Consider the following 14,511-nt stretch of genomic DNA (forward strand, 5'->3'; position numbering starts at 1 on the left):
GAAAGGATGCAGCATGCGCCAGATCGATCATTTCATTGTCGGCGGTTCGGGCGGGGCTCCAGCACGCAAGGGCCCGGTGTTCGATCCCAACACCGGCGCGGTGCAGGCTGAAGTGGCGCTGGGCACGTCTGATACGCTGGAACGCGCTGTTCAGGCCGCACTGGCGGCGCAGCCCGCCTGGGCCGCGGTCAACCCGCAGCGCCGTGCCCGCGTCATGTTCGAATTCAAGCGGCTGGTCGAGGCAAATATCGACGAACTGGCGCGCTTGCTTTCGTCCGAGCACGGCAAGGTGATCGCCGATTCGAAGGGCGATATCCAGCGCGGGCTTGAAGTGATCGAGTTCTGCTGCGGCATTCCGCATGTGCTGAAGGGTGAATTTACGCAGGGCGCCGGGCCGGGCATCGACATCTATTCGATGCGCCAGCCCATCGGTATCGGCGCGGGCATCACCCCGTTCAACTTCCCCGGCATGATCCCGCTGTGGATGGCAGGTGTCGCCATCGCCACCGGCAATGCCTTCATCATCAAGCCTTCGGAGCGCGATCCTTCGGTGCCGGTGCGCTTTGCCGAGCTGTTCCTTGAGGCGGGCCTGCCCGAGGGCATCTGCCAGGTCGTCCATGGCGACAAGGAAATGGTCGACGCGATCCTCGACCATCCGGCGATCGGCGCGGTGAGCTTCGTTGGCTCGTCCGATATCGCGCACTATGTCTACAACCGCGGCGTCGCCGCCGGAAAGCGCGTGCAGGCGATGGGCGGGGCCAAGAACCACGGCATCGTGATGCCGGATGCCGATCTCGATCAGGTGGTGAATGATCTGGCGGGCGCTGCCTTCGGTTCGGCGGGCGAGCGCTGCATGGCGCTGCCGGTGGTCGTGCCGGTGGGTGAGGAAACCGCCGAGCGGCTCAAGGCCAAGCTGATCCCGGCGATCGAAAAGCTGCGTGTCGGAATCTCGACCGACGCCGATTGCCACTATGGCCCGGTCGTCACCGCTGCACACAAGGCGAACATCGAGCGCTGGATCACCAAGTGCGAGGAAGAAGGCGGCGAGATCGTAATCGACGGGCGCGGCTTCACCTTGCAGGGCCACGAGAACGGCTTCTTCGTCGGCCCGACGCTGATCGACCATGTGACGGCTGACATGGAAAGCTACCAGAACGAGATCTTCGGCCCCGTGCTGCAGATCGTGCGGGCGAAGGACTTCGAGGAGGCGCTCGCGCTGCCTTCGAAGCACCAGTACGGCAACGGCGTGGCGCTGTTCACCCGCAGCGGCAACGCGGCGCGCGAATTCGCGGCGCGGGTGAACGTGGGCATGGTTGGCATCAACGTGCCGATCCCGGTGCCGGTCGCCTATCACACCTTCGGCGGCTGGAAGCGCTCAGCCTTTGGGGACACCAACCAGCACGGCATGGAAGGCGTGAAGTTCTGGACCAAGGTGAAGACCGTGACGCAGCGCTGGCCGGAGGGTATGCCGTCGGGAGGGAACGCATTCGTGATCCCGACGATGGAGTAAGGTAATGGAAAAGCAACGTGTTTCGAGTGGTTCGCCGATGGAGCCAATCATCGGGTTTTCCCGGGCCATTCGCACGGGCAAGCAGATCATGGTCGCGGGAACGGCGCCGATCGAGCCGGATGGTTCGAGTACCCCCGGCGATGCGGCGGCGCAGATGGAGCGTTGCTGCGCAATCGTGGCGCAGGCGATTGCCGACCTTGGCGGCGATATCGCTGACACGGTGCGGACCTGCATCTATCTGACCGACCGGGCGGACTTCGATGCAGTGGCGCGGGTTCACGGCAAGTGGTTTGGCGGTGCGCGGCCGGCAACAACGACCTTGATCGTTTCCGGATTCATCCGGCCGGAATGGAAAGTAGAGATCGAAGCCGAAGTGATGGAATCATGACCGACCAGTTCGCCCTTACCGACGACCAGATCGCCATTCAGGAGATGGCGCGCCGCTTTACCGCCGATGCGATCACCCCGTTTGCCGCGCAGTGGGACGAGGAGCACAGCTTTCCGCTCGATACGATCAAGGCGGCGGCGGAACTCGGCTTCTCCTCGATCTATGTGAGCGAGGAAAGCGGCGGAATCGGGCTCGGGCGACTGGAATCGGCGCTGATCATGGAAGCCATGGCTTATGGCTGCCCCACGACCAGCGCGTTCATCTCGATCCACAACATGGCTTCGTGGATGATCGACCGCTTCGGTGGGGAGGAAATCAAGGGCCGCTATTTGCCCTCGCTGATCACGATGGACAAGATCGCGAGCTATTGCCTGACCGAGCCCGGCTCGGGTTCCGACGCGGCAGCGCTGCGCACCACGGCTCGGCTGGAAGGCGACCATTATGTCGTGAACGGCACCAAGCAGTTCATCTCGGGCGGCGGGGTGAGCGACATTTATGTGACGATGGTTCGCACAGGCGAGGCGGGACCGAAGGGTATTTCGTGCCTGGTGATCGACAAGGGCACGCCGGGGCTCAGCTTCGGCGCGCCGGAACGCAAGCTGGGCTGGAACGCCTCGCCCACTGCGCAGGTGATTTTCGAGAACGTGAAGGTGCCCGTGGCCAACCGCGTCGGCGCGGAAGGCGACGGCTTCCGCTTTGCCATGGCCGGGCTGGATGGCGGGCGGCTCAATATCGGCGCCTGCTCGCTTGGCGGAGCGCAGCGCTGCCTTGATGAAGCGATCAAGTATGCCAAGGAACGCAGCCAGTTCGGCCAGCCAATCGCCGATTTCCAGAACACCCAGTTCCAGTTGGCGGATATGGCAATCGAGCTTGAGGCCGCGCGCGCGCTGCTCTATCTCGCGGCCGCCAAGGTGACGAGCAATGCGCCTGACAAGACGCGCTTTTCGGCGATGGCCAAGAAGCTGGCGACCGATACCGGCTCTTCGGTGGTCGACCGCGCATTGCAGGTGTTTGGCGGGTACGGCTACCTCAAGGACTATCCGATCGAACGCTTCTGGCGCGACTTGCGCGTGCACCGCATTCTGGAGGGCACCAACGAGGTGATGAAGATGATCGTGGGCCGGGATTTGCTGCGCCAATGATTGCGCACAGCCTCGCCATGGTGACGATTGTGGTGCCCGATTACGAAGCGGGGCTGGCGTACTTTGTGGGAACGCTTGGCTTCGATCTGGTCGAGGACACCGATCTTGGCGCAGGCAAGCGCTGGGTGGTCGTCTCCATCGGTGAGGGTACGAAGCTTCTGCTGGCGCGGGCCGCCGATCAAACACAGGCCGCCGCAATCGGGCGGCAGGCGGGCGGGCGCGTGGGGTTCTTCCTTCACACCGCCGATATTGCCGCAAGCGAGGCGGCGCTGCGTGCGCGAGGCGTGACAATCGAGGCGCCCGTGCGGCGCGAAAGCTATGGCGCGGTGCTGGTGTTCCGCGATCCCTTCGGCAACCGCTGGGATCTTATTGAAGCTCTGGTCCCGCATGAAATGGGGAAGGCCGCATGACCGACGATATTCTGGTCCGCACCGAAGGGGGCATGGGCGTGCTGTCGCTCAACCGGCCCAAGGCGATTCACGCGCTCAACCGGGCGATGGTGGACGGCATGACCGAGGCGCTGCTGGCGTGGCGCGATGATCCCGCGATCGGCGCGGTGATCATCGACCATTCCGAAGGGCGCGGCTTCTGCGCGGGCGGCGACATTGCCTTCCTGCGCAATTCGGCGCTGACTGACGAAGGCGTTTCGGGCCGCAAGTTCTTCTTCGATGAATACCGCCTCAACCACCTGATCATGACCTATGAAAAGCCCATCGTGGCGTTCATGGACGGGATCACCATGGGCGGCGGCGTGGGCATCGCCGATCCGGCGCGCTACCGCGTCGCGACCGAGAATACCCGGCTTGCCATGCCCGAGACCGGCATCGGCCTGTTTCCCGATGTGGGCGGCGGCTGGTTCCTTTCGCGCATGAAGGGGCGGCTGGGCCAGTACCTCGCGCTAACCGGCGCCCGGATGGACGGGGCCGAATGCCTCTGGGCGGGTTCGGCCACGCATTACCTGCCGTCTGCCGCGTTGGCCGAGGTGAAGGCAAAGATCGCGGCGAACCCGGACGATATTCCGGCGATCCTGCACAGCTTCGCCGCCGTGCCGCCCGAACCCAAGATCGCGGCGCGGGCGGACGATATCGCGCGGCTGTTCGCTTCGGACCGCTACGAGGACATTCTCGCCGCGCTCGAAGCCGATGGCAGCGAATTTGCCGCCGCCACGCTGGCGACATTGCACACCAAGAGCCCGCAAACTTGCAAGGTCGCGTTGCGCCAGCTGGCGACTAGCCTGACCCTGCCCGATTTCGCCGCAAACATGGTGATGGAATACCGCATCTGCAGCCGCGTGCTGGTGCGCCCCGATTTTGCCGAGGGCGTGCGCGCGGTGATCGTGGACAAGGACAATGCCCCCAAGTGGAACCCGGCGACGCCCGAAGGCGTGACCGAAGACATGCTGGACGCGATCTTCGCGCCCCTGACTGATAGCGCAGAATGGAGCCCCCTATGACGTATGAAACTATTCTGGTCGAACAGCGCGGCGCCGTCACGCTGATCACGCTGAACCGCCCCAAGTCGTTGAATGCCCTCAATTCGCAGGTGCTTGAAGAACTGATCGATGCCTTCGCTGCCTACGAGGCCGACCCGGCGCAGCGTTGCGCCGTGCTCACCGGCTCGGGCGAGAAGGCATTTGCCGCCGGCGCGGACATCAAGGAAATGGCCGACAAGGCCGCAACCGATTTCTACACCGGCGACTTCTTCTCGCGCTGGACCAGCCATCTGGTGAAGACCACGCGCAAGCCGTGGATCGCGGCAGTGAACGGCTTCGCGCTCGGCGGCGGCTGCGAGCTTGCCATGATGGCGGACTTCATCATCGCTTCGGAAAACGCAAAGTTCGGCCAGCCCGAGATCAAGCTCGGTGTCGCCCCCGGCATGGGCGGCTCGCAGCGCCTGACCCGCGCGGTGGGCAAGGCCAAGGCGATGGACATGTGCCTCACCAGCCGGATGATGGATGCCGTAGAAGCCGAGCGTTCGGGCCTCGTCAGCCGCGTCGTGCCGCTGGCCTCGCTGATCGACGAAGCGGTCGCCGCCGCCGAAGCCATCGCCGCGATGCCGCCGGTGGCCGTGATCGCCAACAAGGAAATGGTCAATGCCGCGTTCGAGTTGACGCTCGATCAGGGCCTGCTGTTCGAACGCCGCGTATTCCAGATCCTCACCGCGACCGAGGACAAGGTCGAAGGCATGGCCGCCTTCATCGAAAAGCGCCCCGGCGTGTGGAAGGGAAGGTAGACCCATGAAAATCGCATTTATCGGCCTCGGCAACATGGGCGGCGGCATGGCCGCAAATCTTGTCAAGGCGGGGCATGACGTCCACGCGTTCGATCTGGCGGAAGCGGCGCTGGCGCGCGCGAAGGAAAGCGGCTGCGCCACGTACACTTCGGTGAAGGAGGCGGTGCAGGGCGCCGATGCTGTCGTCTCGATGCTGCCCAACGGCGCCATCGTGAAGGCGGTCTACACCGCCGATGTGATCGGCCATGCGCCGACTTCCGCACTGCTGCTTGATTGTTCCACCATCGACGTCGCCACTGCGCGCGAAGTGGCGGCGCTGGCGGCGGACGCAGGCTATGCGATGGTCGATGCGCCGGTCTCGGGCGGGATCGCGGCGGCCAATGGCGGCACGCTGACCTTCATGGTCGGCGGCAGCGCGGACGCGTTCGCGCGCGGTGAGCCGATCCTGGCCGCGATGGGCAAGGCGGTGATCCATGCCGGGGATAGCGGCGCGGGTCAGGCGGCGAAGATCTGCAACAACATGCTGCTCGGCGCCTCGATGATCGCGACTTGCGAGACCTTTGCCATGGCCGAGAAGCTGGGGCTGGACCTGCAGACCTTCTTCGACATCTCCAGCAAGGCTTCGGGCCAATGCTGGTCGATGACGAGCTACTGCCCGGTGCCGGGTGTCGGCCCGACGACTCCGGCGGACAATGGCTATCAGGGCGGCTTTGCCACCGCGCTGATGCTCAAGGACCTGAAGCTCGCGATGGAAGCGGCCAAGGGTGCCGGGGCTGACGTGCCGATGGGTGCGCGCGCGGCGGAGCTTTATGCGGCGTTTGCCGATGCGGGCAACGGCGGGCTCGATTTCTCGGCGATCATCAAAACGCTTTGATGGCCTCCACCCGGAGATGGTGGGTCTGAAGGCCTGCTCAGCGCACGCGGCTGGCGATGATGCGGCCGATGGGATCACGGGCCAGGTTGGGGGAGACTGCAAGGGTGCGGTCTTCCTTGACCGGGACTTTCACCGTTTCCCGCGCAGCCAGCGGGCGCCGCGCGGACGTGCGGCTCGTTTCGGGAACGATGCCCTTGAGGAAGTCGGGCCCGATGCGTGAGGTGTAGGCGGCCTTGGGCGCGTCAGCCGAAGCGAGCACAGTCAGCCGTTCATTGGGTCCGAGGGTCTTTGGCGGCTTGCGGTTGTAGATAAAGCCCTCAACCGGCCAGTGCGTCGTGCCGAGCCCGCCAAGCGGTGCATACCACACGCGCACTTCGCTCCAGTCGTTCGCGGGTGAGACATCCACCGCGCGGACATTGTCTTCCATCTGGCCACGACGCCCCTCGATGGGAGACCAGTTGGCGTGGCGCAGCAGGATGGTACGCGAATCGAGGATGCGGCTGACGGCGGCCACATGGCCGAGTTGCATCGCACCGTAAGGGCGGAATGCCATGACCGCGCCGACCTTGGGCAGGGAGCCGCGCGCATAGTGCCCGGCGGCCTGATTCCACCAGGTGTGGGCGTCACCATAGAGCTGGATGCCGGTGACCTTGCGCGCATAAGGCACGCACTGGATGTAGGGCAGGGCGAAATCTCGGCCGATATCTTCGGCGTTATCGTCGCTCGCACCGGCTGGATCGGGCGCTATCGGCCGTGCCTGCGCCTGGGGCGGCACTGCTGCGAGCAGAAAGAGGAGTGCGAGTCGCAGGGGTACCGGGATCATGCAGGCAGCTTTGCCCGCGGCGTGGTTAAAGCTGCTCAAGCGAAGCTGGTTAACGAACCATTTCGGCCTCGAGGCGCGCGCGGCGAGTCCACGCTGCGCTTGCGTTCCGGGCGCGTTGGGGCCACGGGAGGGCCATGTTGCCCCAGGTTATCATCATCGGTCGCCCCAATGTCGGCAAGTCGACTCTGTTCAATCGGCTTGTCGGCAAGAAGCTCGCGCTCGTCGACGACCAGCCCGGCGTGACGCGCGACCGCCGCTTTGGCGATGCGGATCTGCTCGGCTTGAAGTTCACCATCGTCGATACAGCAGGCTGGGAAGATCTCGATCCCGAGACCCTGCCGGGCCGCATGCGCCAGCAGACCGAAGCTTCGCTGGTGGGCGCGGACGTCGCGCTGTTCGTGATCGATGCGCGCGCGGGCGTGACCCCGCTCGACGAGGAAATCTCGCGATATCTGCGCTCAAGCCGCATTCCCATCGTGCTCATGGCCAACAAGGCCGAAGGGCGCGCGGGCGATCCGGGACTCTACGATGCCTTCGCACTGGGCTTTGGCGAGCCGGTGGCGTTTTCCGCCGAGCATGGGCAGGGCCTCGCCGATCTGTTCGAGGCGCTGCGCCCGCATATCGAAGGCACGGACGGCGAAGGCGATGCCGGGCCTGACGCCGAGATCGAAGACGAAGAGGAGTTCGATCCCGAATCGGTCCTCAAGCTTGCCATCGTCGGGCGGCCCAATGCGGGCAAGTCCACCCTGATCAACAAGCTGCTCGGCGAAAACCGGCTGCTGACGGGGCCGGAAGCGGGGATCACACGCGATTCGATCGCGATTGACTGGCAGTGGTTCGATCCGACGAGCGACGCCTACCGCCCGGTGCGGCTGATTGACACGGCGGGGATGCGCAAGAAGGCGCAGGTCGTCGAAAAGCTGGAGAAGATGTCCGTCGCCGATGCGCGCCGCGCCATCGACTTCGCCGAAGTGGTCGTGCTGCTGCTCGATGCGACGCGCGGGCTGGAACATCAGGACCTCAAGATCGCCTCGATGGTGCTGGAGGAAGGCCGCGCGCTGATGATCGCGATCAACAAGTGGGATGTGGCGGAGGACCCCTCCGGCCTGTTCAACGGGATCCGCGCCGCGCTGGAGGAAGGCCTTGCGCAAGTACGCGGGGTGCCGCTGCTGGCGGTTTCGGCGCGCACGGGCAAGGGGCTCGACCAGATGCTGACCGCCGCCTTCGATATCCGCGCGGCTTGGTCGAAGCGCGTGCCGACTTCGGCGCTCAACCGCTGGTTCGACGATGCGCTCGCCGCCAATCCCCCGCCGGCACCGGGCGGAAAGCGCATCAAGCTGCGCTACATCACGCAGGCGCGCATCCGCCCGCCCAGCTTCGTGATGTTCGGCACGCGGCTCGATCAGCTTCCCGAAAGCTATCGTCGCTATCTGGTGAACGGCATCCGCCGCGAACTGGGTTTCGATGCGGTGCCGATCCGGCTGACCTTGCGCAGCCCGACCAATCCGTTCGCGAAGAAGTAGGACGCGCCATGCCCGATACCGCCCTGCCGCTTGACCCCGCGATGCTGCCGCATAGCGCGGGTGCTGCCATCATGCGCGGTGCGGCGGGCAAGTGCCCGCGCTGCGGCGGCACGCATCTGTTCGCTGGCGGGCTGAAGCCTGTCGAACGCTGCCGGATGTGCGGGCAAAACTGGACGTTGCACGCGGCGGACGATTTCCCGCCCTATATCGCGATCCTCCTCACCGGGCACCTGATGGCACCGGTGATCATCGGCCTTGGCAAGATGGAATCCTTGCCGGCGTGGGCGATGATGTTGATTGCGCTGACCATGGCCGCCGCGCTGATCGCCGCCATACTGCGCCCAGCCAAGGGCGGCGTGATCGCGCTGCAGTGGTGGCTGGGAATGCAGGGCTTTGCCGGGCATTCGGGTAAGGTTGAGGCAGGGGTGGCATAGTTCCTCCCCGTTTTTGCGCAGCACAAATGGGGAGGTGGCAGCCCACAGGGCTGACGGAGGGGCCTCTACCCCTCCACCACCCGCTGCGCGGGCGGTCCCCCTCCCCGTTTGTCCTTCGGAAAAACAGGGAGGACCGAGCATCGGACGGTTTGCGCCCCCCGTCGCCCCGTGCTTGACACGGGGTTAGGCTTTTCTTCGAGGTCAGCGCCGTGCCGCCAAAGCGGGCCTCCGGATCAAAGGCGGGGTGACGGTCAATCGTTGGCCGAGGTGGCACCAATTCTTTCGCAAGTACCATGCGACCAGACATACGCTGTTTGTCGACCGTCCTTCGCGACCTCATTGTATCCGAGCCACTCGACCGCGAAATTCCTATCGTCCTGAGGCTTGAGTACCGCCCATGTCTCTTCGCCGTTTGAGCGGAAGCGTAGCCCTGCCAGCGTTACGATACCTTTGTCATTCTGCCGGACAGAAATGCGCCTGTCGCCGTCAATTTCGGACCAAGCGATCATTGTACCGATCCCATCTCGAGCAACGAGCGACGCCGGATGAGGTTCACCGATCGGCGAGTTGAGGATCGGGTCTATATCCTGAAATGTGCAGGCAAGAATGAACAAGCCGGCGATGGGCACACCTTCGACCATTGTTCACGGCCCCCTCACAAAAAGTTGTTCGGCCAGATCATCGTCCGCCACATGTGCGCCGTGGGTGAGCCATCGAAGCCGAGCCCTTCCGCCGGCTCCTTGAAATTCCGCCCGATCACGTCTTCCAATTCCTCGGGCACCACCACCGGGAAATCGTCGAAGAAGTAGGTGTCGTAGAGCGTCATCTGCCGCGCGGTCATGTACCACTTGTGGTTCTTCGCGTACTCGGCGTCGCGCAGCAGGTAGTCCGGCACCTGATAGTCCGGGCCGAAGAAGGCGTGGTAGCTCTCGGGGTAGGCGTAGCCGACGCTGGCATCGGGCACATAGCGCAGCGCCTGGTGGTATTTCACCGCGAAGGCCACTTCGGGATCGACGTAGGGCTCGACCAGCTGCGCGCTCCAGTAGCCGTGGTCGCAGCGGATCAGGCAGCCGTTGGAAATGTCGTGCAGCAGGCAGGCCATCACGACCTTCTCCGGCAGCCCGTCATCCAGCGCGCGCTTGGCGCTGACGAGGAGGTGGCGCACGGTGATATCGCCGAAGCGGCAGCGGAAGAAGTCCATCAGGCGCGGGCGCTCGGGCATGCGCGGCAGGGCGGGGTTGTCGCCCATCATGAACACTGTCTTGGGGTTCAGCAGCTTGAGCAGCTCGCCCTCGTTGTCCACGAAATCAGTGCCCTTCCAGCCGACCGGGGAAGGGTAGATCAGGCGTTCGCGGCCGTCCTGCGGCCAGGGGCGAGTATCTTCGGTCATGGTTTTAAGGGTAGGCGGGGTGTGCGCTTCGGGCAACCCACCCCGCTGCGACCAGGCTCACTGCGTTCGCCAAGTCTCGCGGCCCTCCCGCAAGGGGGAGGGCGCAAGGTCTTCTCCTCCCCTCCCGCTTGCGGGAGGGGTTGGGGGTGGGCCTAGAGAACCTCGAACAGCCCCGCGGCGCCCATGCCGCCGCCGACGCACATCGTCACGACGACATATTTCGCACCCCGGCGCTTGCCTTCGATCAGCGCGTGCATCACGCCGCGTGCGCCGGTCATGCCATAGGGGTGGCCGATGGAGATGGCGCCGCCGTTGACGTTGAGCAGTTCATTGGGAATACCCAGCTTGTCGCGGCAATAGAGCACCTGCACGGCAAAGGCTTCGTTCAGCTCCCACAGGCCGATGTCGTCCATCTTGAGGCCGAAGCGCTTCAGCAGCGCGGGGACCGCGAAGACCGGGCCGATGCCCATTTCGTCAGGCTCGGTGCCAGCGGCGGCCATGCCGACATAGCGGCCGAGCGGCGCGAGGCCCTTCTTCGCCGCAACGCCGGCTTCCATCAGCACGACAGCGGCTGAGCCATCCGAAAGCTGGCTGGCGTTGCCTGCCGTCACGATGCCGCCCTCGATCACGGGCTTGAGCGCCTGGAGGTTCTCCAGCGTGGTCGAGGGGCGGTTGCCCTCGTCCTTGGTGAGCGTCACGTCGTGCATCGTGATCTCGCCGGTTTCCTTGTTCTGCACGCCCATCGAGCTGGTGGTCGGCACGATTTCGGCATCGAACTTGCCGGCGGCCTGCGCGGCAGCGGTGCGCTGCTGCGATTGCAGCGCGTATTCGTCGCAAGACTCGCGGCTGATGCTGTAGCGCTTGCCCACCGTCTCGGCGGTCTGCAGCATGGGCATGTAGACGGCGTTGTGCATAGCGATGAGGCTGCGATCGGGCGCGACGCGCATGTCCTTGGTCTGGACGAGGCTGATCGATTCCTGCCCGCCCGCAGCGACCACATCCATGCGGTCGACGATGATCTGCTTGGCGGCGGTGGCGATGGTCATCAGGCCCGAGGAGCACTGGCGGTCCATGCTCATGCCAGAAACGGTGACGGGAAGCCCCGCACGCAGCGCAACCTGGCGCGCGATATTGCCGGCCTGCGCGCCCTGCTGGAGCGCCGAGCCCCACAGCACGTCGTCAATCTCGCCGCCTTCGATCCCGGCGCGCGCGACGGCGGCCTCCAGCGAAAGCGCGCCGAGCGTGGCGCCGGCAGTGGCGTTGAACGCGCCCTTGTAGGCGCGCCCGATGGGGGTGCGGGCGGCGGCAACGATAACGGCATCACGCATGGTTGGTCTCCTTGGAATCGGATGCGGGTACGGGGTTCTGGGCAATCGGGTTGCCGCCGAAGTGATCGCGCAGCTCGCGCTTCAGCACTTTGCCGATCGGGCTGCGCGGCAGTTCATCGACCACTTCGATGCGGGCAATGCGCTGCGTCTTGCCGAGTGCGCGGTTGGCTTCAAGCCGGATTGCTTCGGGATCGGCGGAAGTATCGGCGAGCACGATCACCGCAAGCGGAGTTTCGCCCCACTGATCGCTGGGCACCCCGACGACGGCGGCTTCCTTCACGGCAGGCTGGCGGGTGAGTTCGGCTTCAAGATCGGTGGGGAAGATGTTGAACCCGCCCGAGATGATCATGTCCTTGGCGCGGTCCATCAGGATGAGGAAGCCGTCCTCGTCGAACTTGCCGATATCGCCGTGGCGGATGTAGCGCACGCCGTCCTTGTCGAACCACTCCATCTCGCGCGTCTTGGCGGGCTGGCCGTGGTAGCCGTTCATCATGATGGGGGAGCGGCCGACGATCTCGCCAGTTTCGCCCGGCGGCAGTTCGTTGCCGTCCTCGTCGATGATCTTCATCACATGGCCGGGCGAGGGCTGGCCGACGGTGTGGAGCTTATCCGGGAACTTGTGCGCGATGAGCGTGGTCGTAGCCCCGCCTTCGGTGAGGCCGTAGCCTTCGACGAGCCCGCCGGGCCAGCGCTTCAGCACATCGGCCTTGAGCCAGGCCGGGAATGGCGCGGAGGTGCAGCCCTTCAGCCGGTAGGCCGATAGATCGAAGCTGTCGAAATCCGGCAGTTCCATGATCCGGCGGTACTGCACCGGCACGAGCATGGCATTGGTGACGCGCTCACGCTCGCTGAGGGCAAGGAAGGTGCGCGCATCGAACTTCTTCATCAGCACGACCTTGCCCGCCGCGGTCAGCGTGGGGAGGAAGCTGACGAGTGTGGTGTTTGAATAGAGCGGGGTCGAATTGATCGTTACCGTATCGTCGTCATAACCGCCGATGATCGTGCGCCGGGCATATTCATAGCGCATCTGGTGCGACTGGACGATGCCCTTGGGCACTCCGGTGGTTCCGGAGGAATAGATGATGTTGAACGGGTCTTCCGGCGCGGGGAGGCGCTCTTCCGGCTTCGCGCCGTTCGGGGCGATCCATTGCGAGAAAGGGGCGCCCGCATCGCTATCGTCGAGCGCGATGCGCTTGACGTGATCCGGGAAGGGCAGGTCTGCGAGCCCCTCGGCCATGGCCTTGTCGAGCAGCAGCACGCGGCTGGTGCTGTCTGCCAGCATGGCGAGCACTGTTGGCGGCGCGGCGGTGGAGGTGAGCGGCGCGGCGACGGCCCCGGCGCGCAGGGCGCCGAGGAAGGCTAGCGCGGTGTTCACCGAATTGCTCGCCGCAATGGCGACGGGCTCGTTCGCCTCAACCCCTTCGCGCTGGAGCGCAGCGGCCACGCGGTCGAGCATCGTATCGAGTTCGGTCCACGACAGGCGCGAAGTTTCATCCGCCAGCGCGATGGCCTCTCCCCGCCGGGCCGCATGGGCGCGCAGGATCACGCTCAGCGGGATGAACGGGGCTTCGACGATTTCCTCGATGCGCATGGCCGGTGCTGCCCTTAGTCGAAGGCTTCGCCCGCAGCGGCTTTCTTTGCCAGCAGCGGGGCGACAGGGAGGCCGTGCTTTTCCAGACCCGCGACGACAGTGGCAAGGCCGATATGGCTCGCCCAATACATCGGGCCGCCGGTCCATGCGGGCCAGCCATAGCCGTTGAGCCAGACGGTATCGATATCGGACGCGCGCTGCGAAATGCCTTCTTCGAGGATGAGGGCACCTTCGCTGATCATGGGATAGAGCAGGCGTTCAAGGATCTCCTGCGCATCAATGCTGCGCTGGGGCTTGCCGGCCTTGGCCGCCCATTCGGCGATCAGGCCGCGCGTAACGTCGCTGGGGGTGCGCTGGCGGTTTGCATCGTAGTCGTAGAACCCCTTGCCGGTCTTCTGGCCCCAGCGGCCAAGCGCGCAGAGCGCCTCGCGCAGGGTTTCGATGCGGTTGGGGTCGCGGTGCCAGCCGATGTCGAGGCCCGCAAGGTCCGCCATCTGGAACGGGCCCATCGGGAAGCCGAATTCGAGGAGGGCGTTGTCGACCTCGGCGAAGTCCGCGCCTTCCATGATGAGGGCATTGGCCTGTTCCTGCCGCTTGCCGAGCATGCGATTGCCGATAAAGCCGTGGCACACGCCCGAGACCACCGGGACCTTCCCGATTTTCACCGAGAGCGCCATCACCGTACCGAGCACATCCTTGGCAGTGGCGGAACCGCGCACCACTTCGAGCAGCTTCATCACGTTGGCGGGCGAGAAGAAGTGCATGCCGAGCACGGCTTCGGGGCGCTTCGTGCTGGCGGCGATCTCGTTCACGTCGAGATAGCTGGTGTTGCTGGCGAGGATTGCGCCCTGCTTTACGATACCGTCAAGCTTGCCGAAGACCTCCTTCTTGACGTCCATGCTTTCGTAGACCGCCTCGATCACCAGATCGGCATCGGCCAGCGCACCGAAATCGAGTGAGGGGGTGAGGCGCCCCATCGCGGCTTCGGCGAGGGCGGCGTCCATCTTGCCGCGCTTGACGGTGTTCTCGTAGTTCTTGCGCATCGTGGCGACGCCGCGGTCAAGCGCTTCCTGCGTCATCTCGACGATGGTGACGGGGATGCCCGCAGTCAGGAAGTTCATCGTGATGCCGCCGCCCATCGTGCCCGCGCCGATCACGCCAACCTTGTTCACGGGCAGCAGCGCGGTATCGGCCGGGATATCGTCGATCGTCGCGGCGAGCTTGCGCGCGGTATCGATGTGGTCCTTGGCGCCGGGGATGGGATCGGACATTTCGT

The 14,511-nt window shown here is 65.0% G+C and carries 15 protein-coding genes; 9 read left to right on the forward strand and 6 right to left on the reverse strand.

Annotated elements, in window-relative coordinates; all coding sequences use genetic code 11:
- Positions 1-13: 13 nt before the first annotated feature.
- From ACODS2_RS02235 to mmsB, 7 genes are read left to right on the forward strand one after another with little or no spacing between them, the layout of a single operon-like run.
- Positions 14-1,510, forward strand: coding sequence for a CoA-acylating methylmalonate-semialdehyde dehydrogenase (locus ACODS2_RS02235; protein WP_488997386.1), 1,497 nt, complete (start codon positions 14-16; stop codon positions 1,508-1,510).
- A 4-nt stretch (positions 1,511-1,514) separates the two neighbouring features.
- A complete protein-coding gene (locus tag ACODS2_RS02240; protein WP_488997387.1) occupies positions 1,515-1,898 on the forward strand; it encodes a RidA family protein in 384 nt (127 codons plus the stop codon).
- Positions 1,895-3,040 carry an acyl-CoA dehydrogenase family protein gene (locus ACODS2_RS02245; protein WP_488997388.1) on the forward strand — a complete coding sequence of 382 codons (1,146 nt, stop codon included), beginning with the start codon at positions 1,895-1,897 and terminating at the stop codon, positions 3,038-3,040. The genes ACODS2_RS02240 and ACODS2_RS02245 overlap by 4 nt, the downstream gene beginning before the upstream one ends.
- Entirely contained in the window at positions 3,037-3,450 is a 414-nt protein-coding gene (locus tag ACODS2_RS02250; protein ID WP_488997389.1) for a VOC family protein, read from the forward strand. The genes ACODS2_RS02245 and ACODS2_RS02250 overlap by 4 nt, the downstream gene beginning before the upstream one ends.
- Entirely contained in the window at positions 3,447-4,493 is a 1,047-nt protein-coding gene (locus ACODS2_RS02255; RefSeq protein ID WP_488997390.1) for an enoyl-CoA hydratase/isomerase family protein, read from the forward strand. The genes ACODS2_RS02250 and ACODS2_RS02255 overlap by 4 nt, the downstream gene beginning before the upstream one ends.
- A complete protein-coding gene (locus ACODS2_RS02260; protein WP_488997391.1) occupies positions 4,490-5,272 on the forward strand; it encodes an enoyl-CoA hydratase-related protein in 783 nt (260 codons plus the stop codon). Before ACODS2_RS02255 ends, ACODS2_RS02260 begins: the two co-directional genes overlap by 4 nt.
- Positions 5,157-6,146: a 3-hydroxyisobutyrate dehydrogenase gene (mmsB, locus tag ACODS2_RS02265; protein ID WP_488997900.1), complete on the forward strand. Its 990-nt coding sequence runs from the start codon at positions 5,157-5,159 to the stop codon at positions 6,144-6,146. The genes ACODS2_RS02260 and mmsB overlap by 116 nt, the downstream gene beginning before the upstream one ends.
- A gap of 37 nt (positions 6,147-6,183) precedes the next feature.
- Here mmsB and ACODS2_RS02270 read toward each other — a convergent pair whose 3' ends face one another.
- A complete protein-coding gene (locus tag ACODS2_RS02270) occupies positions 6,184-6,969 on the reverse strand; it encodes a CHAP domain-containing protein (RefSeq protein ID WP_488997392.1) in 786 nt (261 codons plus the stop codon).
- Between the two features lie 134 nt (positions 6,970-7,103).
- Here ACODS2_RS02270 and der point away from each other — a divergent pair, with 134 nt between their 5' ends.
- Both der and ACODS2_RS02280 read left to right on the forward strand, forming a co-directional pair.
- Positions 7,104-8,492: a ribosome biogenesis GTPase Der gene (gene der, locus ACODS2_RS02275; protein WP_298173702.1), complete on the forward strand. Its 1,389-nt coding sequence runs from the start codon at positions 7,104-7,106 to the stop codon at positions 8,490-8,492.
- Positions 8,493-8,500: 8 nt separating this feature from the next.
- On the forward strand, positions 8,501-8,926 hold the full coding sequence (locus ACODS2_RS02280; RefSeq protein ID WP_488997393.1) for a DUF983 domain-containing protein: 426 nt from the start codon (positions 8,501-8,503) through the stop codon (positions 8,924-8,926).
- A 251-nt stretch (positions 8,927-9,177) separates the two neighbouring features.
- Here the strand turns inward: ACODS2_RS02280 and ACODS2_RS02285 are convergent, their stop codons facing one another.
- The 5 genes from ACODS2_RS02285 to ACODS2_RS02305 form a co-directional block, all read right to left on the reverse strand.
- Positions 9,178-9,567 (reverse strand): hypothetical protein, encoded by a 390-nt coding sequence (locus ACODS2_RS02285; RefSeq protein ID WP_488997394.1) that lies wholly within the window; start codon positions 9,565-9,567, stop codon positions 9,178-9,180.
- 14 nt (positions 9,568-9,581) lie between these two features.
- Positions 9,582-10,316, reverse strand: a complete 735-nt coding sequence (locus ACODS2_RS02290; protein ID WP_488997395.1) for a hypothetical protein — start codon at positions 10,314-10,316, stop codon at positions 9,582-9,584.
- A 152-nt stretch (positions 10,317-10,468) separates the two neighbouring features.
- The gene (locus ACODS2_RS02295; RefSeq protein WP_488997396.1) at positions 10,469-11,644 is read right to left on the reverse strand and encodes an acetyl-CoA C-acyltransferase; all 1,176 of its coding nucleotides are present in this window, start codon (positions 11,642-11,644) and stop codon (positions 10,469-10,471) included.
- On the reverse strand, positions 11,637-13,235 hold the full coding sequence (locus ACODS2_RS02300; protein ID WP_488997397.1) for a class I adenylate-forming enzyme family protein: 1,599 nt from the start codon (positions 13,233-13,235) through the stop codon (positions 11,637-11,639). Before ACODS2_RS02300 ends, ACODS2_RS02295 begins: the two co-directional genes overlap by 8 nt.
- A 14-nt stretch (positions 13,236-13,249) precedes the next feature.
- Positions 13,250-14,506: a 3-hydroxyacyl-CoA dehydrogenase gene (locus tag ACODS2_RS02305; protein ID WP_488997398.1), complete on the reverse strand. Its 1,257-nt coding sequence runs from the start codon at positions 14,504-14,506 to the stop codon at positions 13,250-13,252.
- Positions 14,507-14,511: the final 5 nt, after the last annotated feature.

The sequence above is a fragment of the Novosphingobium sp. FG137 genome, from assembly GCF_057809735.1.

What these genes read in the sequence shown, in the direction of transcription:
- ACODS2_RS02235 (WP_488997386.1), top strand. Translation starts at nt 14, where the DNA reads ATGCGCCAGATCGATCATTTCATTGTCGGCGGTTCGGGCGGGGCTCCA.
- ACODS2_RS02240 (WP_488997387.1), top strand. Translation starts at nt 1,515, where the DNA reads ATGGAAAAGCAACGTGTTTCGAGTGGTTCGCCGATGGAGCCAATCATC.
- ACODS2_RS02245 (WP_488997388.1), top strand. Translation starts at nt 1,895, where the DNA reads ATGACCGACCAGTTCGCCCTTACCGACGACCAGATCGCCATTCAGGAG.
- ACODS2_RS02250 (WP_488997389.1), top strand. Translation starts at nt 3,037, where the DNA reads ATGATTGCGCACAGCCTCGCCATGGTGACGATTGTGGTGCCCGATTAC.
- ACODS2_RS02255 (WP_488997390.1), top strand. Translation starts at nt 3,447, where the DNA reads ATGACCGACGATATTCTGGTCCGCACCGAAGGGGGCATGGGCGTGCTG.
- ACODS2_RS02260 (WP_488997391.1), top strand. Translation starts at nt 4,490, where the DNA reads ATGACGTATGAAACTATTCTGGTCGAACAGCGCGGCGCCGTCACGCTG.
- ACODS2_RS02270 (WP_488997392.1), bottom strand. Translation starts at nt 6,969, where the DNA reads ATGATCCCGGTACCCCTGCGACTCGCACTCCTCTTTCTGCTCGCAGCA.
- der (WP_298173702.1), top strand. Translation starts at nt 7,104, where the DNA reads ATGTTGCCCCAGGTTATCATCATCGGTCGCCCCAATGTCGGCAAGTCG.
- ACODS2_RS02280 (WP_488997393.1), top strand. Translation starts at nt 8,501, where the DNA reads ATGCCCGATACCGCCCTGCCGCTTGACCCCGCGATGCTGCCGCATAGC.
- ACODS2_RS02285 (WP_488997394.1), bottom strand. Translation starts at nt 9,567, where the DNA reads ATGGTCGAAGGTGTGCCCATCGCCGGCTTGTTCATTCTTGCCTGCACA.
- ACODS2_RS02290 (WP_488997395.1), bottom strand. Translation starts at nt 10,316, where the DNA reads ATGACCGAAGATACTCGCCCCTGGCCGCAGGACGGCCGCGAACGCCTG.
- ACODS2_RS02295 (WP_488997396.1), bottom strand. Translation starts at nt 11,644, where the DNA reads ATGCGTGATGCCGTTATCGTTGCCGCCGCCCGCACCCCCATCGGGCGC.
- ACODS2_RS02300 (WP_488997397.1), bottom strand. Translation starts at nt 13,235, where the DNA reads ATGCGCATCGAGGAAATCGTCGAAGCCCCGTTCATCCCGCTGAGCGTG.
- ACODS2_RS02305 (WP_488997398.1), bottom strand. Translation starts at nt 14,506, where the DNA reads ATGTCCGATCCCATCCCCGGCGCCAAGGACCACATCGATACCGCGCGC.